Origin of the sequence: Streptomyces sp. R41, assembly GCF_041053055.1 — a bacterium.
Lineage (GTDB): Bacteria > Actinomycetota > Actinomycetes > Streptomycetales > Streptomycetaceae > Streptomyces.
Map to the genome: position 1 here is coordinate 1587271 of NZ_CP163443.1, position 22241 is coordinate 1609511.

Genomic DNA, 22241 nt, shown 5'->3' on the forward strand with positions numbered 1-22241 from the left:
GGTGCGGCCGGAATTCGAGCCCCAGTCCCTCACGAGCATCAGCCCAGGAAGCTCAGCCGCACCTGACGGTTGGGATTATCCCTATTTGTGTCCACCAGACACACCGACTGCCACGTCCCCAGCTCCAGCCGCCCGCCCAGCACCGGCAGTGTCGCGTGCGGCGGCACGAGCGCGGGGAGGACGTGGTCGCGGCCGTGGCCGGGGCTGCCGTGGCGGTGTTGCCAGCGGTCGTCTGCGGGGAGCAGGGAGTGGAGGGCGGCGAGGAGGTCGTCGTCGCTGCCGGCGCCGGTTTCGATGATGGCGATTCCGGCAGTTGCGTGGGGCACGAAGACGTTCAGGAGGCCGTCGCGGCCAGCCGCCGCCTCCCGGAGGAAGGCCTCGCAATCGCGAGTGAGGTCGACGACCGTCTCCGACGAACCGGTGGCGACGTTCAGGACACGGGTGCTGAAGGCATCGGGCATGCCCCCAATCCTCGCCCATACGTCGGTTCCCGTGTCCGCCCCCCGCCCACCCGGGCGCAGGCCGCCACCACCCGTACGGTGATACCGGAGGTCCACTCCGCGAGACACCATTGACCGTACGCGCACCAGCTGGCTACTTTCTGCCGCATGTTGCGTTCAGCCTTGCTCACCACGCGCGGTCACATCGACCTGCTGCGGGTGGCCTCCGCCGCGTGTCGCCGCGGCCGCTGACGCCCTTCACTCTTCTCTTCCCCTCGCCTGCGCTCCGCCTCACCCGCACGTCCGCTCTCACGTGCTCCCGCACTGAGTCCGTGACGCGACGGCGCCCTGGCGTACCCCTCTCCGGTCGCTCTCCTCCCCGTGGAGCACTCATGAGCATCAGCCATGCCCCGCCGGGCTCATCCCAGCCCGATATTTCCGACATATCCAAGACCGGCGCACAGGAACACGCGCCCCCCGAGCTCGAACCCATCGTCCCCGCCTCCACACGCCGCACCCGCGTCCCCCGCTGGCTGCGCCGCACCTCCGGCCCGCTCCTGCTGCTCGCCCTGTGGCAACTCCTCAGCAGTACGGGCGTGTTGACCTCCGACGTCCTCGCCTCGCCGGGCACCATCGCGCGGGTCGGCAGTGATCTGATCGCGGACGGGTCCCTCCCCCATGCGATGGGCGTGTCGCTCCAGCGCGTCGCGGTGGGGCTGCTGTTCGGCACCGTCGTCGGTACCGGGCTCGCCCTGATCTCCGGGCTGTTCCGCATCGGCGAGGACCTCGTGGACGCGAGCGTCCAGATGCTGCGGACCGTGCCGTTCGTCGGGCTGATCCCGCTGTTCATCATCTGGTTCGGCATCGGCGAGGCCCCGAAGATCGCGATCATCACCCTCGGCGTGTCCTTCCCGCTCTATCTGAACGTGTACGCCGGTATCCGCGGCGTCGACTCCCAGCTGATCGAGGCCGGGGAGTCGCTCGGGCTCTCGCGGTGGGGGCTCGTACGGCATGTGGTGCTGCCGGGGGCTCTGCCCGGGGCCATGACCGGGCTGCGCTACTCCCTCGGCATCGCCTGGCTGGCCCTCGTCTTCGCCGAGCAGATCAACGCGGATGCCGGGATCGGCTTCCTCATGGTCCAGGCGCGCGACTTCCTGCGGACCGACGTGATCGTGGTCTGCCTGATCGTCTACGCCTTCCTCGGCCTGCTCGCCGACTTCATCGTCCGCACCCTCGAAAGGCTGCTGCTGCAATGGCGACCGACGTTCACGGGCCGGTGACCACCGAGAAGGCCGTGACCACCCCGTCCTCGGCCGTACGCGTAGAAGGGCTCACCCGCTCCTTCGACGGTCGCGCCGTCATCGACAACCTTCAACTGGACGTCAGGCCGGGTGAGTTCGTCGCCCTGCTCGGTCGCAGCGGCTGCGGAAAATCCACTCTCCTGCGCATCCTCGCCGGGCTGGACCGCGACATCGAGGGCACCGTCCTCGTCCCGCGGCGCAAGGCCGTCGCGTTCCAGGCGCCCCGGCTCATGCCGTGGAAGAAGGTGTGGCGCAATGTGCTGCTCGGTCTGCCCGGAAAGCCCGAACGCGCCGTCGCCGAACAAGCCTTGACCGAGGTCGGCCTCACCCACCGCTCGGACGCCTGGCCCAAGACGCTCTCCGGGGGTGAGGCCCAACGCGCCTCACTGGCCCGCGCGTTGGTCCGCGAGCCGGATCTGCTGCTGCTCGACGAGCCGTTCGGCGCGCTGGACGCGCTGACCCGGATCAAGGCGCAGCGGCTTGTCGGCGAGCTGTGGCAACGCCGGGGCTGCGCCGTCCTGTTGGTCACGCACGACGTCGAAGAGGCGGTCCTGCTCGCCGACCGCGTCCTCGTGATGGACGACGGCGTCATCGCGTACGAGACGAAGGTCGAGTTGGACAGGCCGCGCGACATCACCGACCCCCGGTTCGCCGCCCTGCGCGCCGGGCTGCTGGAAAGGCTCGGCGTCGACACCGCGGCCGAAGCCGCCTGAAGCCCCGATTCCCCCTCCCAAGCCCTCAGTTCAACCCGAACGAACGGAACCACCATGCGACGACGCCTCGCCCCCGCCGCCCTGCTCCTCCCGCTGGCCCTGCTGCTCACCGCCTGCGGCGGCAACTCGGCGGCCGACACCTCGACGGGCACCGACGGCAAGGGGTCCCTCACGCTCAACGTCGGGGACCAGAAGGGTGGTTCCGAGGCGGTGCTGCGCGCCGCCGGAGAGTTCAAGAACCTCGACTACAAGATCAAGTGGTCGACGTTCACGTCCGGTCCGCCACTTCTGGAGGCCGTCAACGCGAAGGCGGTCGACATCGGCGGCGTCGGCAACACGCCCCCCGTCTTCGCGGCCGGCGCGGGCTCGAAGATCTCCGTGGTGGCCGCCTGGCATGGTACGTCCAAGGGCGAGGCCATCCTCGTACCGAAGAACTCGTCGCTGAGGAAGCCCGAGGAGCTCAAGGGCAAGTCCGTCGCCGTGGCGCAGGGTTCGTCCGCGCACTACCAGCTGATCGCCTCACTCAAGGAGGCCGGGCTCACCCTGAGCGACGTCAAGGTGAAGTATCTGCAGCCAGCCGACGCGCTGGCCGCGTTCACCAGCGGCAAGGTGGACGCGTGGGCGGTGTGGGACCCGTACACCTCGCAGGTGCTTGAGGCCAAGCAGGGCCGGATCCTGGCCGACGGCGACGGCGTGGTCAATGGGCTCAACTTCCAGGTGGCGGCGCCGACCGCCCTCCAGGACAAGAAGAAGGCCGCGGCCATCAAGGACTATCTGGAGCGGCTGCGGCGCGCCCAGGACTGGGTCTACGACCACCCGGAGGCATGGGCCAAGGTGTGGGCGAAGGACACCGGGCTCCCGTACGAGGTGGCGCTGGCCTCGGTGAAGCGCACCAACGCGAGCCGTATCGCGGTCGCGGTCGACAAGCCGCTCATCGCCTCCGAGCAGGCGATCGCGGACAGCTTCACCGGTCTGAAGCTCATCCCCCGCAAGGTCGACTTCGCCGACTTCGTGGACACCCGGTTCAACGGCAGCCTGCCGCCGTCCACGACCACGCCCCGCGTCTTCAAGGAATCCTGATGACCGTCCATCTCCACTGGTTCCTGCCGACCGGCGGCGACGGCCGTACCCTCGTCGACCGGCACGCGTACGCCTCCAACGACGTCGACCGCGCCCGGCCGGTCAACGGGGTCCGCGCGCCCGACATCGAATATCTGGCCCAGATCGCCAAGGCCGCCGAGCAGTTGGGCTTCGAGGCGGTGCTCACTCCTACCGGTACCTGGTGCGAGGACGCCTGGCTGACGACGGTGGCGCTGGCCCAGCACACCGAGCGGCTGAAGTTCCTGGTGGCGTTCCGGCCGGGGGTCATCTCGCCGACGCTCGCGGCGCAGATGGCGGCGACGTACCAGCGCATCACGCGCGGCCGGCTGCTCCTGAACGTCGTCACCGGTGGCGACTCCACGGAGCAGCGGCGCTTCGGCGATCATCTCGGCCACGATCAGCGCTACGCGCGCACCGACGAGTTCCTGTCGGTCGTACGAGGGGTGTGGAGCGGGCAGCCGTACGACTTCGAAGGCGCCCACTACCAGGTCGAGGGCGGGCTGACGGCGTTGCCGCCGGACCCCCTGCCGGAAATCTTCTTCGGCGGTTCGTCGGCGGCCGCGGGGCCGGTCGCGGCCCGGCACGCCGATGTGTATCTGACCTGGGGCGAGCCTCCGGCGCAGGTCAAGGAGAAGATCGGCTGGATCCGCTCGCTCGCCGAGCGCGAGGGGCGGACGGTGCGCTTCGGCATCCGGCTGCACACCCTCTCGCGCGACTCGTCGGCCGAGGCGTGGTCGACGGCGAACCGGCTGCTCGACGACCTGGACACGGACACGATCGCGGCCGCGCAGTCGGCACTCGGGCGCAGCGAGTCGGTGGGCCAGCAGCGCATGCTGGCGCTGCACGGGGGTTCCCGCGACGGGCTGGAGATCTCGCCGAACCTGTGGGCGGGCGTGGGGCTCGTCCGGGGTGGCGCGGGCACCGCCCTCGTGGGCAACCATGCCGAGGTCGCCGACCGGATCGAGGAGTACCACGCCCTGGGTATCGAGCACTTCGTACTCTCCGGGTATCCGCACCTGGAGGAGGCGTACTGGTTCGGGGAGGGCGTGATCCCGGATCTGGCGGCGCGGGGCCTGCTGCCCCGTACGGCCGCGGGAGGTGGCGCGCCCTTGCTGGTCGCGAGTGGCCGCTGACGGAGGTTCGTCGGCCGGCTCACAGCCAGCCACCCTCCGGGAAGATCCCGGACCCCGGTCCGGTTAGCAGATGCGTGAACAACACCGGGGTACGCGCGCGCGAAGTCGATGTCGTCGTCATAGGCGCTGGACAGGCCGGCCTGTCCAGCGCCTATCACCTGCGGCGCACCGGTTTCGAGCCCGAACGGGACTTCGTGGTGCTCGACCACGCGCCGCATCCCGGCGGCGCCTGGCAGTTCCGCTGGCCGTCGTTGACATACGGCAAGGTGCACGGGATGCACTCCCTGCCCGGCATGGAACTGACAGACGTGGACCCGGCGCGTCCGTCCTCCGAGGTCATCGCCGAGTACTTCGACCGGTACGAGCGCACTTTCGACCTGCGCGTACGGCGGCCGGTCGACGTCAAGGCCGTACGGGAGGGTTCCGGTGGACGGCTGCTCGTCGAGACCGACGACGGTATGTGGTCGGCGCGGGCGCTGATCAATGCGACGGGCACCTGGGACCGGCCGTTCTGGCCACGCTATCCGGGCCAGGAGACCTTCCGGGGGCGGCAGTTGCACACGGCGCATTACCCCGGTCCGAAAGAGTTCACCGGTCAGCGGGTGGTCGTCGTCGGCGGTGGCGCGTCCGGCACCCAGCATCTGATGGAGATCGCCCCGTACGCGGCGCAGACGACCTGGGTGACACGGCGCCCGCCCGTCTTCCGCGAGGGTCCCTTCACCGAGGAATTCGGCCGGGCCGCCGTCGCGCTCGTCGAGGAGCGGGTCCGCCAGGGATTGCCGCCCAGGAGTGTCGTCTCGGTGACCGGGCTGCCGCTGAACGACGCGATCCGGCAGGCTCTGGCCGACGGCGTTCTGGACCGCCGGCCGATGTTCGACCGGATCACGCCCGACGGCGTCGAGTGGGACGACGGTCGTCGCGTGGATGCCGACGTCATCCTGTGGGCGACCGGCTTCCGGGCCGCCATCGACCATCTGGCGCCGCTGCGGCTGCGCGAGCCGGGCGGCGGCATCCGCGTCGAGGGGACGCGCGCGGTCGCCGATCCGCGGATCCACCTGGTCGGGTACGGGCCCTCGGCCAGCACCATCGGCGCCAACCGGGCCGGACGCGCGGCGGTACGGGACATCAGGCGGCTGCTGGCGGGAGTACCGGTCACCGTCTGATGCCCCGTACGGCGGCCTGATGCCTCGTACGGCGGCTCAGCCGGTGGGGGTGACCGTGGGGGTGACGGCCGGGGAACCGGCGGGCGAACCGGTGGGGGAACCGGTGGGAGCAGCGCTGTGGGACGCGCTGCTGCGGTTCCGGTTGAACTCGGCGACGTTCCTCTCGTGCTCCTCGTAGCTGGCCGTGAAGCGGGTGTCGCCCGGCTTGACCGTCACGAAGTACAGCCAGTCACCCGGGGGCGGGTTGGTCGCGGCGCGCATCGCGTCCTCGCCGGGGTTGGCGATCGGCGTGGGCGGCAGACCCATGCGCTGGTACGAGTTGTAGGGGTTGTTGAGCGTCGTGTCGTTCCGGGTGGTGTTCAGGGTGGAACGGTTCAGCCCGTAGTTGATGGTGGAGTCCATCTGCAGCGGCATGCCCCGCTCCAGGCGATTGAAGATGACCCGGGCCACCTTGCCCATGTCCGCCTTGGTCGCCGCCTCGGCCTGGACGATGCTCGCGATGGTGACCGCCTGATAGACGTTCATCGCGTTGCGCTGCGCCCCCGCGGCGACCGGAGCCTTGTTGAACCTCTGATTCGCGGTGTCGACCATGAACGACAGCAGCGACTCCGGAGTCGCCTTCTTGTCGATCGGATACGTCGCCGGGAAGAGGTAGCCCTCGGGGTTGCCCTCGGCGTCGTTCGGCAGCTTCAGGTTGGCCTTCCCGAGGGACTTCTTGGTGGTGCCCGCGGGTACCCGGAGGGCCTTGTCGACGGCCTCGTAGACCTGGCCGGACCGCCAGCCCTCCGGGATGACGAGGGACGAGGGGGACGCGTCCCCGCCGCCTCCCATGGTCAGCAGCGGCACCGCCACGGCGGTGGCCGCCACGACGGCTCCGGTCGCGATGAGGGCGACCCGGCCCCGGCGCGTCAGTCGAATCGTGCTCCGTGGCGGAGTGTTCATCTGCATGCGGGCACGTTAACGCGCCAATCCCGTCAAACCCGGCATATCGTCATCTTGTCGGCTCCAGTTGGGCGTCCCGGTGGACGAGGGCGGCATAGCGCCCTTCCAGCTCCAACAGCTCCTCGTGCGTGCCGCGTTCGACCGTGCGGCCGGAGTCGAGGACCACTATCTGGTCGGCGCCCCGAATGGTGGACAGCCGGTGCGCGATGGTGAGCGTGGTGCGGTTGGCCGACAGCGCGTCGATGGCCTGCTGGACGGCGTGCTCCGTGCGGGTGTCCAGGGCGCTCGTCGCCTCGTCGAGGATGAGCACCGGCGGGTCGCGCAGGATCGTGCGGGCTATGGCGAGGCGCTGCTTCTCGCCGCCGGAGAACCGGTGGCCGCGCTCGCCGACGACCGTGTCGTACCCGTCGGGCAGGGACGCGATGTGGTCGTGGATCTGGGCCGCGCGCGCCGCCGCGTGCAGCTCCTCGTCGGAGGCGTCCGGCTTGGCGAAGCGCAGGTTCTCCGCGACCGAGGCGTGGAAGAGGTACGTCTCCTGGGAGACGACGCCGACCGCGCGGGCGAGCGTGTCGAAGTCCAGGTCGCGGACGTCGACGCCGTCCAGCGTGACGCGGCCGCCCGTGACGTCGTACAGCCGGGGCACCAGATAGCTCAGCGTGGACTTGCCGGAGCCGGTCGGGCCGACGACGGCGAGGCTGCCGCCCGCGGGGACGGTGACGTCGATGCCGTCGAGGATCGGGCCGCTCTTGTCGTCGTAGCGGAACTCGACGTCCTCGAAGCGGATCTCGCCCTTGACCTGGTCGAGGTGGACCGGCCGCTCGGGCTCGGTGATGTCGATGGGCAGGTCGAGGTACTCGAAGATGCGCTGGAAGAGCGCGAGCGAGGTCTGGATCTGGACGCCCGTGGAGAGCAGGCTCACCGTCGGCCGGAACAGGCCCTGCTGGAGCGAGACGAAGGCGACGAGTGTGCCGATCGAGATGGCGGAACCGCCCACCTGGAAGGCGATGCCCGCGGCCCAGTAGATGACGGCGGGCATGGCGGCCATGACGATGCCGATGACGGACATGCGCCAGCGCCCCGCCATGTTCGACTTCACTTCGAGGTCGACCAGGCTCTCGGACTCCTCCGCGAAGGACTTCGTGAGCGAGTCGGCGCGGCCCATGGTGCGGCCGAGCAGGATGCCGCTGACGGAGAGCGACTCGGTGACCGTGGCGGCCATCGCGGCCATCTGCTTCTGGCGCTGGGTGGTGATCTTCTTGCGTTCATTGCCGACCCGGCGGCTGATCCACACGAACACCGGCAGCAGGAGCAGCGAGACGGCGGTGAGCCGCCAGTCCAGGGCGACCATCGCGACGATGGTGGCGACCACGCTGGTGAGGTTGGAGACCAGCGAGGTGGCGGTGGAGGTGACGGTCGCCTGCATTCCGCCGATGTCGTTGGCGATGCGCGACTGGACCTCGCCCGTGCGCGTTCTGGTGAAGAAGGCGAGCGACATGCGCTGGAGCCGGCCATAGACGGCGGTACGCAGGTCATGCATGACGCGCTGGCCGACGGTGGTGGAGATGAGGGTCTGCAGCACACCGAAGACGCTGGTGAGGACGGCGCTGAGAATCATGCCGAGCGCGAGCAGGCTCAGCAGGCCGGTACGGCCCTGGGGGATCGCGACGTCCAGGACCTCCTTCAGCAGGAAGGGCGTGGCGACGGAGACGAGGGACGCGGCGCCGACCAGCAGGCCGACGATCACGAGGCGGCCGCGGTAGGGCCGGAAGAGCTTCAGGATGCGGCGCACCTGCCGCGGCTGTTCCGCGTCGGCAGGTGGCGGGGTCCAGGTGGGTTGATCGGGACGCATGGGCTCCTACGGGTTGTGAGAGCGCCTCTCGGGGCGAGAGGCGACGACGACTGACGGAGCATAGCTCATTGTTACCTATACTCACAATGAACAAGGTCCTGATATTGTTCCCACATGACCACCCCCGATGCCGACGGCTTGCTCGCCGAGCAGCTGCTGCGGCTGACCCGCCGTGTGCACCGCATCCAGAAGCGCCATCTGGAGCAGCGCGAGCTGGGCATCACTCCGGCGCAGTCCCGGCTGCTGCGCACCCTCGCGCACTACAGCGCGCCGCCCCGCATGGCCGATCTCGCCGAGCGCCTGGAGGTGGTGCCGCGCGCCGTGACCACCCTGGTCGACGGCCTGGAGGCGAGCGGCAAGGTTCGCCGGGTCCCCGACCCCACCAACCGGCGGGTGATCCGCATCGAGGTCACGGACGAGGGGCGCAAGGCGCTGCGGGAGCTGCGCGGCGCGCGCCGGTCCGCCGCGGAGGAGATCCTGGCTCCATTGACGGACGAGCAGCGCGAGGTGCTCGGCGGGCTGCTGGACACCTTGGTGGACGGCGTACCCAGCGTGGAGCGCGGCTGCTGAAGCGGTAGGGGCCGCTGCTGAAGCGGGCTGCGAAGGAGCGGTGCGCGAGCCGTTGCTGGAGCCGCAGCCGCACACCCTGCGCCCCGCCCGGTGCCCCTAGGCCGCCGCCGACAGGGTTCCCGACGATCGAGCCCAAGGCACGCCCGAGCCCCTGCGCGGCGACCTGATCGCCCTAAGCGCAGGGCATGGGCCGCGAGGTGGTGTTCCGCGCCGCCGGCACCTCGCTCAACGGCCAGGCGCAGGGCGAGGACATCGTCGTCGACGTGCGCGGCCAACGGACCGGCTTCGAGGTCCTCGAGAACAGCGAGCGGGCGGGCATCGCGCCGGGTACTACCGTGGCCCGCGCCCACGCCGCACTGGCCGGGCACGGCGCGCATCGCGCCCGGTACGACCATGGCCCGCGCCCACGCCACACTGGCCCGGCACGGGCGCGTGCTCGGTCCCGACCCGGCGAGCGCGATCGCCCGCACCGTCGGCGGTGCCGTCGCGAACAATGCCTCCGGTATGACGGCGGACACCACCCGCAACGCGTATCGGACCCTGGCCTCGCTCACCTTCGTACTGCCGACCGGCACAGTCGTGGACGGCACCCGGCCGCGGCGCGGACCACAACTGCGCGCTCAGCTGTCGGCGGCGCCGAACCACTTGGGCAGCCGGCTCAGCGGATCCTGAGTCGGCCACCCACAAGGGGGCCGCGTTCGTGCGGTCACGCCCCTTCGACGCGCACCTTTCGGCGAATCGCATGTGCGAGGTGGGGAGGATCACGCGACGGGCCGCGGCTACTACTCCGTACTGCTGGAGTTGGAGCGCGCGACCCGTCCTGGGTACCTCAACCGACCTCGGGCGCGGGCTCCTTGGCCGCCGTCTGGGCGGGTACGTCGACCCGGGCGACCTGAGCGGCCGCGGCGGCCTCGGCCGGCTCGGGCAGAGCAGGCGCCTTCGCCTCCGCCCCTGCCTCCGGCCTGTCCTCGTCCTCCACGAACGCGATCTCCCCGTCCAGCACCTTCTTGGCCCGCTCCGTGTCGAGCGCGCCCTCCCAGCGGGACACCGCGAAGACCGCGACGCAGTTGCCGAGGAGGTTCGTGGCGACGCGCATCGAGTCCATGATCCGGTCGACGCCGAGGAGGAGCGCGACGGCTCCGGCGGGGATGACGCCGAGGGAGGACGCGGTCGCCGACAGCGCGAGGAACGCCGAACCCGGTACGCCCGCCATGCCCTTGCTGGTCAGCATCAGCACCAGTACCACGGTGATCTGCTGGCTCAGACTGAGGTCCACGCCCACGGCTTGGGCGATGAACACTGTGCCGATGGAGAGGTAGATCGAGGCGCCGTCGAGGTTGAAGGAGTAGCCCGTCGGAAGGACCAGCCCGACCGCGTCGTCCCGGGCGCCCGCCTGGCGCAGCTTCTGCATCATGCGGGGCATCACGGTCTCGCTGGACGCGGTGCCGAGGGCGAGCAGCATCTCCCCGCGGGTGTAGCGGACGAACTTCCACAGGCTGAGCCCGGTGACCAGCTTCAGCGCGACGGCGAGCAGCGCGAGGAACAGCAACGCGACCACGTAGCACAGGATGATCAGCTTGCCGTACGTCTTGATCACACCGAGCCCGTACTCGCCGACCAGGTGGACCATCGCGCCGAACACCGCGAGAGGGGCCAGTTTCATGATGAAGCCGACGATCGCGAAGACGACCTCCTGCACCTGCTCGATGGCGGGCAGGATCTTGGGCACCCTGGTACTGCCGAGGTGCAGCAGCGCGGCGCCCGTCAGGCAGGCCAGCACCAGGACTTGGAGCAGCGAGTTCTCGGCGAACGCGCCGACGGCGCTCTGCGGCAGCGCGTCCAGGATGAACTCGCTCGTCGAGGGCAGCGAACCGCCCGCCGTCTTGCTGTCGATCGCCGAGGCGTCGAGCTTCGACGGGTCGACGTTCATGCCCGAGCCCGGGCCGACAACGTTGGCGGCGATCAGACCCAGCAGCAGCGCGGCCGTGGACGCGACCTCGAACCAGATCAGGGCCTTGAGCCCGATCCGCCCGAAGGCCTTCAGATTGCCGGCCTTGGCGATGCCGACGACGACCACGCAGAACACGAGCGGCGCGATCACGGTCTTGATGAGACGCACGAAACCGTCGCCGAGCGGCTGGAAGGTCGTGGCCGTGTCCGGCCACAACCTTCCGACGACGATTCCGAGCACGAGCGCGCAGGCGACCTGCGCGAACAATGAGGTACGCAGTATGCGTGCGACGCGTCGCGGGGACGGTACAGGCGGCGGCACGGGGCACTCCTCCGAAAAGACTTCTGGTATGCGGAAAAGCGCTTCCGCGGCGATCACTATTGAGGAGTTCCCGATGCCGCCGGATACTTCTGTGTCACGCCCATGTAAATCATGGAACAGAGACACCGTCCCCTCTCAGGAGCTTCACCAGTCCTTCTCAGGAGTCTCAGCAGTCGCCACGGTCCTTGGTCAGCACTCCCTGAACGGTGGTCAGACTCCGGTCGTAGCACCCGGCCGAGCCGTACAGCCGGTAGCGCTCGCTCGTCGTACCGACCGCGTGACGCTGGTCGCGCGGCACGTTCGCCGTATACGTCGCGTCGCCCGTGTAGGTGTCGTCGAGCCGTGACCATACGGTGCGTCCCCCGTCGCGCGTCTCCGCGACGGCTGCCCGGTCACCGAGCGTCAGGACGGTCCGCAGTCGGTCGTCCGCGCCGAGCGTCGTCGTTCCGTCCATCGCGTACGTGCGTTGTGTGCGCGTCGTCCTGGCCGGTCCGCGTCCGTCGACGGTGACCGTCTCGTCGTCCGACCAGGTGGCCTTGAGTCCGTCCGTGTTCTCGCCGTCCGTCCAGCGGTGCACGGAGGTGTTCGCCAGCGTGCGGCTGACGGTGGTCTTCACCCGGCCGTGCGAGGTGTCGACGTAACCGGCGACCGTGAGCCGGTGCCCACCCTCGGTGTCGAGACGATTCTCCGAACCCGGCGTGTACGCCGATGAGTTGGCGAGTTCGCCCGCCTTGACCTCGGTCAGCGCACCGCTCACGTGCTCGCGCTTGGCGTCCTGCCAGACGAGGACGTTGACCGGGGTGCTCCAGCCGGTCTGCCCCTCGGGCACACCCACCACGGACACGTCGACCTGGTGCGGACGGCCGTCGTTGAGGAGCCCGGCGAAGGGTGTGAGGTCGTACTCGATGGGCTTGATGTCGAAGGCGCGCGGGCCCGGAATCACGTACCAGAGGAAGGGGTTGGACCAGCCGCCGGTCCAGACGGTCGGGAACGGCTCGGCGATACCGGCGAGTTGGCCGTCGACCTTGATCTGCACCTCGCGGTAGGGGCCTTTGTCCGCCTGGCAGGAGTACGACGCGGAGGTCGGCACCGTCAGATACCAGTACTCCTCGCAGCCGCCGCCGGAGCCGGTCACGTACACCTCGGCGACGATGCGTTCGCTGTTGCGCGGTGTGGTGAGGGTGCCGTTCTGGAGGGTGAGGACGCGGTCGGGGGTCCCCGGTGCCGAGTCGGCGGGCTTCTGCGCGGACTTCGCCTCGGAGTTCACGGCGGGGTTCGCGGCGGGCTTCCCGGCGGGCTTCTCGGCGGCGTAGAAGGTGAGCGTGGCCTTGACGTCGAGGACGCCGGTGTACGTGTCGTCGACGACGTTGCCTATGAGCATCTCGACGTCGCGGCTCCGCCGGAACGTGTCGCTGTAGCGCGTCACGTCCTTCTCGACGGACCACTGAATGCCGTCGGGCGAGGGTTCCGGAGTGGACGTACGGAAGATCTCGACCCCGCCGACGTGCAGATATCCGAGCCGGTCGAACTGCCGCCCCTTGACCTTGCCGTCGAACCGCAGCACGACCTTGCTCCAGCGGTCACCGCAGCCGGTCGGCGGCGTGTAGGTGCCCTTGTACGGCGTGAAGTCGCGGAACTGCGCCTCGGCGACCGTCACTTCGCAGGACTTGGTGTCGGGCTTGCTGATCGGTGGGGCGGCGGTCAGGGGGTCGTGCCAGTCGGTTCCGAACTCGGCGGGCGGGTCCGCGAGTTGGGTGGCCGAGACCGGGTTCGCCCCGAGGAAGGCGCTCGCCACGAGGGTCACCCCGGCGAGCATGGACATGATGAGCCGTCTTTTCATGTGCGGTGTTCTACGGGGCAGTTGGCCCGCCCCGCAATGGGCCGCCCCCCGCAATGAGCCGCCCCGCAATGAGTTACCTGGCGATGGGCCGCCACAGGCGGTGACGCCGGCGCTCGGCGCCGCGCCTCGTAGTGTCGCCGCGTCCACCACGACGACTGGGTGCTGTTTGGGGTTCGGATCTAGGTGGCGTTTCCCGTTCGGTTGGTTTGACCACCTGTTAGCGTGCGCGGATGGAAGACCTGGGACCCGTGGCTTGGCCGCCTGAGCCGATCAGGACCGAGAGGCTCGTGCTCCGTGAGCCCGAGACCCGGGACCGTGCGGCGTTCATCGAGCTGCTCGCCTCGCCAGAGGTGCACACCTACCTAGGCGGCCCCCGGCCGCGTGACGAGCTTGAGCGCGAGATGCCCGGGGCGCCCGAGCGGTGGCCCGGGAGCTTCGTCGTTGATCTCGACGGGTCGATGATCGGCCAGATCCTGCTCAGGAGAGCAACGGGGCACCGTCGCCCGGCTGCCGCGGGGAAGGCCGATCTCGGCTACCTGTTCCTGCCCCGGACGTGGGGATTCGGGTACGCGGCCGAGGCATGCGCGGCGGCGCTCGGCTGGCTCGCCGACGCGCTTCCCGGTGAGCCGGTGGTGCTCACCACCCAGACCGCCAACGTCGGCTCGATGCGTCTCGCAGCGAAGCTAGGGTTCGCTGAGGTAGAGCGGTTCGAGGCCTGGGGCGCCGAGCAGTGGCTCGGCATGTGGTCCCCGGTCACGCCGTCCAGTTGAGTTTGCGACGGAACCGCCGGGGAGTACCCGCCCCTCCACGCGCGAGCGGCCTGCAACCGCGACTTGCCCGCGCGCATGCCGGGCGTCACCTCCAGGGCCTGTCCGACGGATCACGCCGCGGCCGCGGGGGCACCGCAGGCCGCGGCGTGACCGATGAGCCTCGGACGAGCGTCAGAGCGGCTTGATGCGGGCCTTGAGCAGGCAGAACTCATTGCCCTCGGGGTCGGCCAGGACATGCCACTGCTCGTCCCCGGTCTGGCCGATGTCGGCCCGGCGGGCACCGAGCTTCAGGAGGCGTTCGAGCTCGGCGTCCTGGTCGCGGTCGGTGGGGTTGACGTCGATGTGCAGCCGGGACTTCCCCGGCTCCGGCTCGTCCCGGACGCTGAAGAAGATCGTGGGCTGCGGACCGCCGAACCCTTCCGGCGTCCCGATCTCCACGCAGCCCTCCTCGCGGCCGACCACGACGTAGCCCAGGACCTCGCACCAGAACTGCGCCAACAGTTCGGGGTCGCGGCAACCGAGCACAAGCTCACCGATACGACATGCCATAAAGAAACCTGCTCTCAGTCGACGGGCCGCCGGGGCCACGCGCGCAGCTCATGGGCTCTCAGCAGCGAAAACAACTCCGCGACACTACCGGACGAGGCAAGCATGGGAAAGATTTTTTCCGTGCCGAGGGCCTGTCGGGGCGGCCGGGCACGGCAGTTGGCCGGGCGGCCGACGTCGAGCGACCGGACAGGCCCTAGGCGTCCAGATCCGCCTTGTCCCCCATCACCACGACAGGATGCTGATGCGGGTCGAGCGTGCGCAGCAGATACTCCATGGCCGACTTGGACAGACTCACGCACGCCGACGTACCGCTGCCGTGGTCCATGTGCAGCCAGATTCCGCCGCCCTTCGACTGGCCCTCGGGCCGGGTCGGGTCGTTCGGCGCGGTGCCCTTGACGCGGTTGTAGTCGATGGCGATGACGTAGTCGAAGTCGTGCCAGTGGGACTTGGCCCAGTAGTGCGGGGCCTGGAAGGACGCCGACCGGGTGTACGGAAGCCGGGCGCCCGGGTCGGCGAGCACACCGCCCGCGTCGCTGAGCGTGAACACGCCCACGGGGCTGCGGTTGTCGCCCTCGTGGTGATCGTTGGTCCAGCCCTTCTTCCCGTTGTGCGCGGCCCAGCTGCGGGTCTTGTCCCACGTCGAGCCGTTCTTCGTGTACAGGACGACCGTGGACTCCGCGGAGTCCTTGCCCTCCCCGTAGACGGCGACGACCTGGCGGGAGTCGGACGGGATCCGCTGCCGCAACCGGTCGCCGACGTCGGGGATGCGTTTCAGGTCGACGGTACGCGCCGGGGGTTGGTCGGCCTTGCTGCCGGATCCTCCCTCGCCCTTCGCCCCGCTTCCGCCGCCCGAGCCGCCACAGGCCGAAAGGGCGGCGGCAAGGACACCACACGCCGCAGTGGCGAGCCCCGCACGCATCGCACCGTTCTTTCGCATACGGTCCATCGTCGCACCACCCACTTATAGGACTGATCCCCCTCCCCCGCTCCCCGTCCCGTCGCGGGCGGTTGGGCCGGTTCCTTTCCCTGCGGCGGAAAATCGTTTGCTTCCGACCACGCTGCGACGCGAACCTTTCACGGTTTGTTGCCGGCCTTCACGGCCGGCCGGTTGCCGACATCTCGGCTCCCTCCACCCCCTGACACGAGCCACTGGGACGTCATGCAGATTCAAGACCTTCCGTATCCCGACCCGGGTGTGCCGGACGCGCGCTCGGGTCCCCGATTCCTGCGGTGGCTCTTCCGGAACCAGCTCGGCGGGCAGTTCAAGGCCCTCGCCTGGGGCCTGCTGCACTTCGTGGCCGTCTCCGGGCTGCCGTTCTGCGTCGGCCTCGCCATCCAGGCCGTCGTCGACCGCTCCGGCACCCGCCTCGCCCTGACGGGCGGGCTGATGGTGCTCTGCGGCGCCTGCATCGCGCTGGGCGACACCATGCTGCACCGCACCGCGGTCACCAACTGGATCACGGCGGCCGCGCGCGTCCAGCAGCTGCTGGCCCGCAGGACCGCCCAGTTGGGCTCCGCGCTGACACGGCGCGTCGCGGCCGGTGAGGTCGTCGCGGTCTCCACCGGCGACGTCGAGAAGATCGGCTGGTTCGTCGAGGCTGTGTCGCGGTTCGTGGCCGCGGCGCTGACCGTGGTGCTGGTCTGCGTGGGTCTGGTGGTCTACCAGCCGGCGCTCGGCGTGATCGTCGCCGTGGGCGTGCCCGTGCTGGCGCTCGCCGTGCTGCCGCTGCTGCCCCGCGCCACCCGGCGCGCCGACTTCCAGCGCGAGAAGGCCGGACGCGCCACCGAACTGGCCTCGGACACCGTCGCGGGCCTGCGCGTGCTGCGCGGCATCGGCGGCGAGGAACTGTTCCTCGACCGCTACCGCCGCGCCTCCCAGGAGGTCCGCCGGGCGGCCGTGCGCAGCGCCCGGATGTGGTCGCTGATCTCGGCCATCCAGGTGCTGCTCCCCGGTCTGCTGCTGATCGCCGTCATCTGGCACGGCGTGCATCTGGCCCGCGACGGCAGGATCACGGTCGGCGAGCTGGTCACCGTGTACAGCGCGGTCATGCTGCTCACCTATCCGCTGCGGCACTTCGAGGAGATCGCCATGGCGTACTCCTTCTCCCGCCCGTCCGCCAAACGGGCCGCTCGGGTGCTGTCCCTGGAACGGGCCATGGACAGCGACGGATCCCGTTCGGCCGAGGTGCCGGAAGGCGATCTGTACGACCCCGCGACCGGGTTGCTCGCGCCGGCCGGGCGGCTCACCGCCGTGGTGTGCGGCGACCCTGACGCGGCCGGGCTGCTGGCCGAGCGGCTGGGCGGACACCCGTCCGAAGAGGGCACCTCGGTGCTCCTCGGGGGCGTACCGCTGGACGAACTGCCGCAGGACTCCGCCCGCAGCGCCGTCCTCGTCCAGGACAAGGACCCGGTACTGCTGTCCGGCTCGCTGCGCGAGCTTCTCGACGTGCCCGCATCGGGTTCCGTCACTGCCGAGGCCGCACTGGCCGCCGCGCAGTGCGGCGACGTCCTGGACGCGCTCGCTCAGGGGTCACTGGACGCCGAGGACCCGATGGACGCCCGGATCACCGAACGCGGACGCTCCCTGTCGGGCGGCCAGCGCCAGCGTCTCGCGCTGGCCCGGTCGCTGATCACGGACCCCGAGGTGCTCGTCCTGGACGAGCCGACGTCCGCCGTCGACTCGCACACCGAGGCGCGGATCGCCGACGGCGTCCGCGCCCTGCGCGCCGGGCGCACGACGGTGGTCTTCACCTCCTCGCCTCTCCTCCTGGACCACGCGGACCGCGTCGTCCTGGTCCACGAGGGCGAGGTCGCTGCGGTCGGCGTGCACCGCGAACTCGTGCACAGCGAACCGCGGTACCGGGCCGTGGTGACCCGGGAGACGGATGACGAGGCCGCTCTGGGCGACGTACTGGAAGCACTGGAAGAAATCGAGGAAACCGCATGATCGGCGTGGCGCCACCCGCGTACGACCCGGCCGCCCCGACGACGGCGAACACCCTGCCCGTCGGCGCGCCCGCGACCGTACGCGCCTACGTGAGCGAACTGTTCCAACGGCACCGCAAGGCCTTCCTGCTCCTGATCGCCGTCAACACCGTGGCCGTCGTCGCCTCGATGGCCGGGCCCTATCTGCTGGGTTCGGTCGTCGAGCGGGTCTCGGACCACGCCCGGGAGCTTCATCTCGAGCTCACCGTCGCGCTGTTCGTCACCGCGCTCGTCGTCCAGGCCGTGTTCGTACGAGAGGTACGGCTGCGTGGCGCCATGCTCGGCGAGCGGATGCTGGCCGATCTGCGCGAGGACTTCCTCGTACGGTCGGTGGGGTTGCCGCCGGGTGTCCTGGAACGGGCCGGGACGGGCGACCTGTTGTCCCGCATCACGACAGACATCGACCGGCTCGCCAACGCGATGCGTGAGGCCGTGCCGCAGCTGGCCATCGGTGTGGTGTGGGCGGCGCTGCTGCTCGGCGGACTCGCCGTGACCGCGCCGCCGCTCGCGCCCGCCGTACTGGTCGCCGTACCGCTGCTGGTGGTCGGCTGCCGCTGGTACTTCAAGCGGGCGCCGTCGGCGTACCGCTCGGAGGCCGCCGGTTACGCCGCCGTCGCCGCCGTCCTCGCCGAGACGGTCGACGCCGGGCGCACCGTCGAGGCGCACCGCCTGGGCGAACGCCGCATCGCGCTGTCGGACCGCCGGGTCAAGGAGTGGACGGCATGGGAGCGGTACACGCTCTGGCTGCGGTCGGTCCTCTTCCCGGTCATCAACCTCACCCATGTGACGGTGCTGTGCTCGGTCCTCATGATCGGCGGAGTCTTCGTCCTCCAGGGCTGGATCGGCGTGGGCCAGCTGACGACGGGCGCGCTCATCGCCCAGATGCTCGTCGACCCGGTGGGCCTGATCCTGCGCTGGTACGACGAGCTGCAGGTCGCCCAGGTCTCGCTGGCCCGGCTGGTCGGTGTCCGGGACATCGAGCCGGCCGCGGGCGACCCGGGGTTGGCTCCGAACGGGCGCGACGTGCACGCGGACCGGGTGCACTTCGGCTACCGAGCCGGAGTGGACGTGTTGCGCAAGGTCTCCCTGGAGGTCGCGCCGGGCACCCGGCTCGCCCTGGTCGGACCGTCCGGCGCGGGCAAGTCCACGCTCGGCAGGCTACTCGCCGGGATCTACGCGCCCCGGGACGGCCGGATCACGCTCGGCGGCGCCGAACTGTCCAGGATGCCCGCCGAGGAGGTGCGCTCCCACGTGGCCCTGGTCAACCAGGAGCACCACGTCTTCGTGGGCTCCCTGCGCGACAACCTGCTGCTCGCCCGGACGAGCGCCGACGACGCCGAGCTGTGGGCGGCGCTCGGCTCGGTCGACGCGGACGGCTGGGCGCGGGCGCTTGACGAGGGCCTGGACACCGAGGTCGGCTCGGGCGGGCTCGCGCTCACTCCGGCCCAGGCTCAGCAGGTCGCGCTGGCCCGGCTGGTGCTGGCCGACCCGCACACGCTGGTCCTGGACGAGGCGACCTCGCTCCTCGACCCGCGCGCGGCCCGCCATCTGGAGCGCTCGCTGGCCCGTGTCCTCGACGGCCGCACCGTCGTCGCCATCGCGCACCGGCTGCACACCGCGCACGACGCGGATGTCATCGCCGTCGTGGAGAACGGCCGGATCAGCGAGCTGGGCAGCCATGACCAGCTGGTCGCCGCGGACGGCGCGTACGCGGCGCTGTGGCGGTCCTGGCACGGGTGAGCGAGCCGAGCCCGGCGCGGCCCTGTCCAGGGCGGGGGCGCGCCGGCGCCCGTCCCCTTCTGTGGGGGGTCGGGCCGCGTCTTCTGTGGGGGGCCGCTTCGGCGTCCGGTCGTCCCTTCGTGGGCGGGCCGTTCCCATGGTCGGACCATGTGGCGTTGCGCGGTGCCGAAGGGGGGTGGAAGGCTGGAAGTGGACACCGGCTCGGGGGACTCCCGCGAACCACCCGGTTCGCGCGGTGCGACGCCTGTGTCCCGTGGCCCGCGCGCCCGCCGTCGAACGCGGCGGCAGCGGACCCCGCCCGCACCCCCTGGAGGTAGCCGTGGACAGCGCCGACGGATGGGGAGACGACGTCTACCAGCCCGACGGATCCGAGGTACAGGACGACGCGGGGCTGCTCGACGCCGAGGACACGCTGCTCGCCGACGGCGTCGGCGACCCCCTCGACCGGGGTTGGTCGCCGCCTGAGCGGCCGTGGGCGGTGGAGCACACCGGGGTGACCGCTGCGGAGCGCCAGGAGGGCGAGACCCTGGACCAGCGCCTCGCGGAGGAACTTCCCGACATCGCCGAACCCGACGGAGACGGCATCGGCGACTGCCAGGGCACCGATGGCGAACCCCTCGACAACGAGGTGGGCGACCTTCGCTCCGGCCGCCTCGTGGCTCCCGACGAAGGAGCGCACGAGGACGAGGAGAGCGGGCTCATCGCCTCGGACGTGGGCATCGACGGCGCCGCGGCCTCGGCCGAGGAGGCCGCCATGCACATCGTCGACGAGGACTCCCTGTCCGGCTGACCGATCCCGCCACTGCCCATCAAGGAGCCCCCCATGCAGCAGGACAAGCAGCCCGACTACCACCCTGTCGTCTTCCGCGACCGCGCCGCCGGGTACGCGTTCCTCACCCGCTCCACCGCGACGAGCGATCAGACCATCGAATGGGACGACGGCGAGACCTACCCGGTCGTGGACGTCGAGATCTCCTCGGAGAGCCACCCCTTCTACACCGGCAAGGCCCGCACCGTGGACACGGAGGGACGGATCGCGCAGTTCGAGCGGCGATACGGGGGTGGCGGGCAGGGAGCCGGCGGGGGCAACCCGGACTAGGGAGCGGCCGGACGTCCCGTGATGGCCTGCGGCCGCGTCAGGCACACCGCGTACACGACAGGCTACTGCGTGAGACCATGCACCGGGAGGTGTACGTGGTGGCCTGGGGGACTCGGGAGTTGCTCCAAGAGTGGTGGGAGGCGAGCACCTATCCGGTGCGTGTGCGCGAGAACTACCGTCGCTCCGCCGAGAGTTGGCTGATCCACTGCACCGAAGAAGACCTCGCGTGGGACAGGGTCGCGGCTCAGCACATCGCGCTGTGGGCACACCAGCCGGGAGCGCCGCACCGGTCGACCGCTCAGCGGGTCTCCGCGATTCGTTCCTTCTACGCCTACGCCGTACGGCAGAACGCGCTCCCGTACAACCCGGCCGCCCGCGGCCCCAGGCTGACCAGCAACGCACAGCTCACCCCCTCCCGCCTCGACCCCTGGCAGGCCGCGGTTCTGCTCGCCGCCCTCGACGAGCGCCGCCGGACCGACTCACCGCAGCCCCGGCTCGACCGGGTCTGCGGCTACCTGCAGGTCGGCCTGGGCCTACGGTCAGCGGAAATCCTGCGCATCACCCTCGACGACCTCATCACCACCCGTGACATCGCCGACGGCCCCGACACCTTGCGGTTGTACGACGCCGACGGCCGACAGCGCCTCGTACGGCTCCCAGCCCTCATCCGCGACGCCGTCCACTCCTATCTCCCCCACCGGCGTCGTCCTCGCGACACCACCCGCGGTGGCCCGCTCCTCACCAGCCGAGCGGGGATCAAGATCCCTCATCACTATTCGATCGATCTGCTGCGCAACGTGGCCACGGCGAGCGGACTGCTGCACGCCCCTCCCGCCACGGTCCACGTCGTTCGCCCACGAGACCCGTCTCGATCTCGGGCGTCCGACCTCAGATGACCTCGGGCGTTCGGCCTCAGATGACATTGAGCGCAGCCGCGCACCCCACCCCGCCCAGCAGCATGAACACCGGCATCAGCACCTTCAGCTCGACCCAGCTGCCCGCACGGAAGCGCATCGCCTTGGGCGGGCCGATCGGGTACCAGCGCTTGCGGCCGACGGGGATGGGCCACAGGATCGGGCAGCCGGACACCGTCAGCGCGTCCCCGATGTCGTGCACGAGGGCACCCAGGACGATCGGGAGCCCGAGCCACAGGTATTCCTGACCCGGCGCGGTGAACAGCCAGTCCGCACCGTTGCCCGGCTTGTCCAGCACCCCGGCGAGGATCCAGGCGCTGGTCGCGGCCAGCAGCCAGACCAGGATGTCGGCGCTGGAACCACGGGTCGCCCGCCACAGCAGACCCTCGATGGCGAGCACCATGTGGACGAAGAGGATGGCCAGGACCGCCCAGCGGCCGCCCGTGATCGCCACGACCGAGGTGCCCGCGCCGATCATCACCGCCCACAGCCAGGTGTGCGTCAGCGTGCGGTGGCCGCCGGAGCGTCGCGGGTCGCCCGGCTTCTTCGTCCCCTTGTAGACGGCGTACGAGAGCTTGTCGACGATCTCGCACAGGCCCCGTGAGAGCGGTCCGAAGGCGCGCGAGATGGTGGCCGCCTTGTGGTCCAGGTCGGGGGCGAGCGCTGCGCCGGCGCAGATCAGCGCGCCGACCAGGAGGACCGGCCAGGGCATGGTGTGGCCGGCCGCGGCGGCCGCCGCTCCGACGCCGAGCCAGGCCGCGGCTCCCGACAGTGAGTGTGCTGGTCCCATCATGGCCGTTCCCCGCCCCATCCTTCTTGTACCGCTGTCCAGTTACCCGTGCGCGCTGACGCTTCGTCGG

21 protein-coding genes and 1 pseudogene are annotated in these 22241 nt (G+C 70.4%); 14 read left to right on the forward strand and 8 right to left on the reverse strand.

Going from position 1 to position 22241, the window contains the following annotated elements; all coding sequences use genetic code 11:
• Window positions 1–38: 38 nt before the first annotated feature.
• Window positions 39–461 carry a secondary thiamine-phosphate synthase enzyme YjbQ gene (locus AB5J53_RS07515; RefSeq protein ID WP_369244823.1) on the reverse strand — a complete coding sequence of 141 codons (423 nt, stop codon included), beginning with the start codon at window positions 459–461 and terminating at the stop codon, window positions 39–41.
• Between the two features lie 147 nt (window positions 462–608).
• Here AB5J53_RS07515 and AB5J53_RS07520 point away from each other — a divergent pair, with 147 nt between their 5' ends.
• The 6 genes from AB5J53_RS07520 (at window position 609) to AB5J53_RS07545 (ending at window position 5851) form a co-directional block, all read left to right on the forward strand.
• Window positions 609–692 (forward strand): putative leader peptide, encoded by an 84-nt coding sequence (locus tag AB5J53_RS07520; RefSeq protein ID WP_313884353.1) that lies wholly within the window; start codon window positions 609–611, stop codon window positions 690–692.
• A 140-nt stretch (window positions 693–832) separates the two neighbouring features.
• Window positions 833–1720 carry an ABC transporter permease gene (locus tag AB5J53_RS07525; protein WP_369244824.1) on the forward strand — a complete coding sequence of 296 codons (888 nt, stop codon included), beginning with the start codon at window positions 833–835 and terminating at the stop codon, window positions 1718–1720.
• Window positions 1693–2454: an ABC transporter ATP-binding protein gene (locus tag AB5J53_RS07530; protein WP_369244825.1), complete on the forward strand. Its 762-nt coding sequence runs from the start codon at window positions 1693–1695 to the stop codon at window positions 2452–2454. Before AB5J53_RS07525 ends, AB5J53_RS07530 begins: the two co-directional genes overlap by 28 nt.
• A gap of 54 nt (window positions 2455–2508) precedes the next feature.
• Window positions 2509–3534: an ABC transporter substrate-binding protein gene (locus tag AB5J53_RS07535; protein ID WP_369244826.1), complete on the forward strand. Its 1026-nt coding sequence runs from the start codon at window positions 2509–2511 to the stop codon at window positions 3532–3534.
• On the forward strand, window positions 3534–4688 hold the full coding sequence (locus AB5J53_RS07540) for an LLM class flavin-dependent oxidoreductase (protein WP_369244827.1): 1155 nt from the start codon (window positions 3534–3536) through the stop codon (window positions 4686–4688). Before AB5J53_RS07535 ends, AB5J53_RS07540 begins: the two co-directional genes overlap by 1 nt.
• 74 nt (window positions 4689–4762) lie before the next feature.
• Complete coding sequence (locus tag AB5J53_RS07545; RefSeq protein WP_369244828.1) at window positions 4763–5851, forward strand: NAD(P)-binding domain-containing protein; 1089 nt, start codon at window positions 4763–4765, stop codon at window positions 5849–5851.
• Between the two features lie 36 nt (window positions 5852–5887).
• Here AB5J53_RS07545 and mltG read toward each other — a convergent pair whose 3' ends face one another.
• A complete protein-coding gene (gene mltG / locus AB5J53_RS07550; protein WP_369244829.1) occupies window positions 5888–6799 on the reverse strand; it encodes an endolytic transglycosylase MltG in 912 nt (303 codons plus the stop codon).
• A gap of 43 nt (window positions 6800–6842) precedes the next feature.
• A complete protein-coding gene (locus tag AB5J53_RS07555) occupies window positions 6843–8642 on the reverse strand; it encodes an ABC transporter ATP-binding protein (protein WP_369244830.1) in 1800 nt (599 codons plus the stop codon).
• Between the two features lie 114 nt (window positions 8643–8756).
• Between AB5J53_RS07555 and AB5J53_RS07560 the strand changes: the two genes are divergently transcribed.
• Together AB5J53_RS07560 and AB5J53_RS07565 are read left to right on the forward strand one after the other, a co-directional pair.
• Window positions 8757–9212, forward strand: coding sequence for a MarR family winged helix-turn-helix transcriptional regulator (locus tag AB5J53_RS07560; RefSeq protein WP_369244831.1), 456 nt, complete (start codon window positions 8757–8759; stop codon window positions 9210–9212).
• A 40-nt stretch (window positions 9213–9252) separates the two neighbouring features.
• A pseudogene (locus AB5J53_RS07565) lies at window positions 9253–9797 on the forward strand (FAD-dependent oxidoreductase); the annotation flags it as partial.
• A gap of 244 nt (window positions 9798–10041) precedes the next feature.
• Here AB5J53_RS07565 and AB5J53_RS07570 read toward each other — a convergent pair.
• Together AB5J53_RS07570 and AB5J53_RS07575 are read right to left on the reverse strand one after the other, a co-directional pair.
• On the reverse strand, window positions 10042–11484 hold the full coding sequence (locus AB5J53_RS07570; RefSeq protein WP_369244832.1) for a cation:dicarboxylase symporter family transporter: 1443 nt from the start codon (window positions 11482–11484) through the stop codon (window positions 10042–10044).
• A gap of 166 nt (window positions 11485–11650) precedes the next feature.
• Complete coding sequence (locus AB5J53_RS07575) at window positions 11651–13324, reverse strand: peptide-N4-asparagine amidase (protein WP_369244833.1); 1674 nt, start codon at window positions 13322–13324, stop codon at window positions 11651–11653.
• Between the two features lie 230 nt (window positions 13325–13554).
• Between AB5J53_RS07575 and AB5J53_RS07580 the strand changes: the two genes are divergently transcribed.
• Window positions 13555–14094 (forward strand): GNAT family N-acetyltransferase, encoded by a 540-nt coding sequence (locus AB5J53_RS07580; RefSeq protein ID WP_369244834.1) that lies wholly within the window; start codon window positions 13555–13557, stop codon window positions 14092–14094.
• A 171-nt stretch (window positions 14095–14265) separates the two neighbouring features.
• On the opposite strand, the gene AB5J53_RS07585 is transcribed toward AB5J53_RS07580, so the two are convergent.
• Together AB5J53_RS07585 and AB5J53_RS07590 are read right to left on the reverse strand one after the other, a co-directional pair.
• Window positions 14266–14643: a VOC family protein gene (locus AB5J53_RS07585; RefSeq protein ID WP_054228059.1), complete on the reverse strand. Its 378-nt coding sequence runs from the start codon at window positions 14641–14643 to the stop codon at window positions 14266–14268.
• 193 nt (window positions 14644–14836) lie between these two features.
• Complete coding sequence (locus AB5J53_RS07590) at window positions 14837–15580, reverse strand: L,D-transpeptidase family protein (protein ID WP_369244835.1); 744 nt, start codon at window positions 15578–15580, stop codon at window positions 14837–14839.
• 222 nt (window positions 15581–15802) lie between these two features.
• Here AB5J53_RS07590 and AB5J53_RS07595 point away from each other — a divergent pair, with 222 nt between their 5' ends.
• From AB5J53_RS07595 to AB5J53_RS07615, 5 genes are all read left to right on the forward strand, one after another.
• Complete coding sequence (locus tag AB5J53_RS07595) at window positions 15803–17590, forward strand: ABC transporter transmembrane domain-containing protein (protein ID WP_369244836.1); 1788 nt, start codon at window positions 15803–15805, stop codon at window positions 17588–17590.
• Window positions 17587–19368 carry an ABC transporter ATP-binding protein gene (locus AB5J53_RS07600; protein WP_369244837.1) on the forward strand — a complete coding sequence of 594 codons (1782 nt, stop codon included), beginning with the start codon at window positions 17587–17589 and terminating at the stop codon, window positions 19366–19368. Before AB5J53_RS07595 ends, AB5J53_RS07600 begins: the two co-directional genes overlap by 4 nt.
• A gap of 319 nt (window positions 19369–19687) precedes the next feature.
• Window positions 19688–20158, forward strand: coding sequence for a DUF5709 domain-containing protein (locus tag AB5J53_RS07605; RefSeq protein WP_369244838.1), 471 nt, complete (start codon window positions 19688–19690; stop codon window positions 20156–20158).
• 33 nt (window positions 20159–20191) lie between these two features.
• Window positions 20192–20467, forward strand: a complete 276-nt coding sequence (locus AB5J53_RS07610) for a type B 50S ribosomal protein L31 (protein WP_369244839.1) — start codon at window positions 20192–20194, stop codon at window positions 20465–20467.
• 77 nt (window positions 20468–20544) lie between these two features.
• Window positions 20545–21363 (forward strand): site-specific integrase, encoded by an 819-nt coding sequence (locus tag AB5J53_RS07615; protein ID WP_369244840.1) that lies wholly within the window; start codon window positions 20545–20547, stop codon window positions 21361–21363.
• A 16-nt stretch (window positions 21364–21379) separates the two neighbouring features.
• On the opposite strand, the gene AB5J53_RS07620 is transcribed toward AB5J53_RS07615, so the two are convergent.
• On the reverse strand, window positions 21380–22174 hold the full coding sequence (locus AB5J53_RS07620; RefSeq protein WP_369244841.1) for a metal-dependent hydrolase: 795 nt from the start codon (window positions 22172–22174) through the stop codon (window positions 21380–21382).
• Window positions 22175–22241: the final 67 nt, after the last annotated feature.

Excerpts from the sequence above, each read along its gene's own strand:
- AB5J53_RS07515 (WP_369244823.1), bottom strand. The coding sequence starts at position 461 with ATGCCCGATGCCTTCAGCACCCGTGTCCTGAACGTCGCCACCGGTTCG.
- AB5J53_RS07520 (WP_313884353.1), top strand. The coding sequence starts at position 609 with ATGTTGCGTTCAGCCTTGCTCACCACGCGCGGTCACATCGACCTGCTG.
- AB5J53_RS07525 (WP_369244824.1), top strand. The coding sequence starts at position 833 with ATGAGCATCAGCCATGCCCCGCCGGGCTCATCCCAGCCCGATATTTCC.
- AB5J53_RS07530 (WP_369244825.1), top strand. The coding sequence starts at position 1,693 with ATGGCGACCGACGTTCACGGGCCGGTGACCACCGAGAAGGCCGTGACC.
- AB5J53_RS07535 (WP_369244826.1), top strand. The coding sequence starts at position 2,509 with ATGCGACGACGCCTCGCCCCCGCCGCCCTGCTCCTCCCGCTGGCCCTG.
- AB5J53_RS07540 (WP_369244827.1), top strand. The coding sequence starts at position 3,534 with ATGACCGTCCATCTCCACTGGTTCCTGCCGACCGGCGGCGACGGCCGT.
- mltG (WP_369244829.1), bottom strand. The coding sequence starts at position 6,799 with ATGCAGATGAACACTCCGCCACGGAGCACGATTCGACTGACGCGCCGG.
- AB5J53_RS07555 (WP_369244830.1), bottom strand. The coding sequence starts at position 8,642 with ATGCGTCCCGATCAACCCACCTGGACCCCGCCACCTGCCGACGCGGAA.
- AB5J53_RS07560 (WP_369244831.1), top strand. The coding sequence starts at position 8,757 with ATGACCACCCCCGATGCCGACGGCTTGCTCGCCGAGCAGCTGCTGCGG.
- AB5J53_RS07575 (WP_369244833.1), bottom strand. The coding sequence starts at position 13,324 with ATGAAAAGACGGCTCATCATGTCCATGCTCGCCGGGGTGACCCTCGTG.
- AB5J53_RS07580 (WP_369244834.1), top strand. The coding sequence starts at position 13,555 with ATGGAAGACCTGGGACCCGTGGCTTGGCCGCCTGAGCCGATCAGGACC.
- AB5J53_RS07585 (WP_054228059.1), bottom strand. The coding sequence starts at position 14,643 with ATGGCATGTCGTATCGGTGAGCTTGTGCTCGGTTGCCGCGACCCCGAA.
- AB5J53_RS07590 (WP_369244835.1), bottom strand. The coding sequence starts at position 15,580 with ATGCGAAAGAACGGTGCGATGCGTGCGGGGCTCGCCACTGCGGCGTGT.
- AB5J53_RS07595 (WP_369244836.1), top strand. The coding sequence starts at position 15,803 with ATGCAGATTCAAGACCTTCCGTATCCCGACCCGGGTGTGCCGGACGCG.
- AB5J53_RS07600 (WP_369244837.1), top strand. The coding sequence starts at position 17,587 with ATGATCGGCGTGGCGCCACCCGCGTACGACCCGGCCGCCCCGACGACG.
- AB5J53_RS07610 (WP_369244839.1), top strand. The coding sequence starts at position 20,192 with ATGCAGCAGGACAAGCAGCCCGACTACCACCCTGTCGTCTTCCGCGAC.
- AB5J53_RS07615 (WP_369244840.1), top strand. The coding sequence starts at position 20,545 with ATGCACCGGGAGGTGTACGTGGTGGCCTGGGGGACTCGGGAGTTGCTC.
- AB5J53_RS07620 (WP_369244841.1), bottom strand. The coding sequence starts at position 22,174 with ATGATGGGACCAGCACACTCACTGTCGGGAGCCGCGGCCTGGCTCGGC.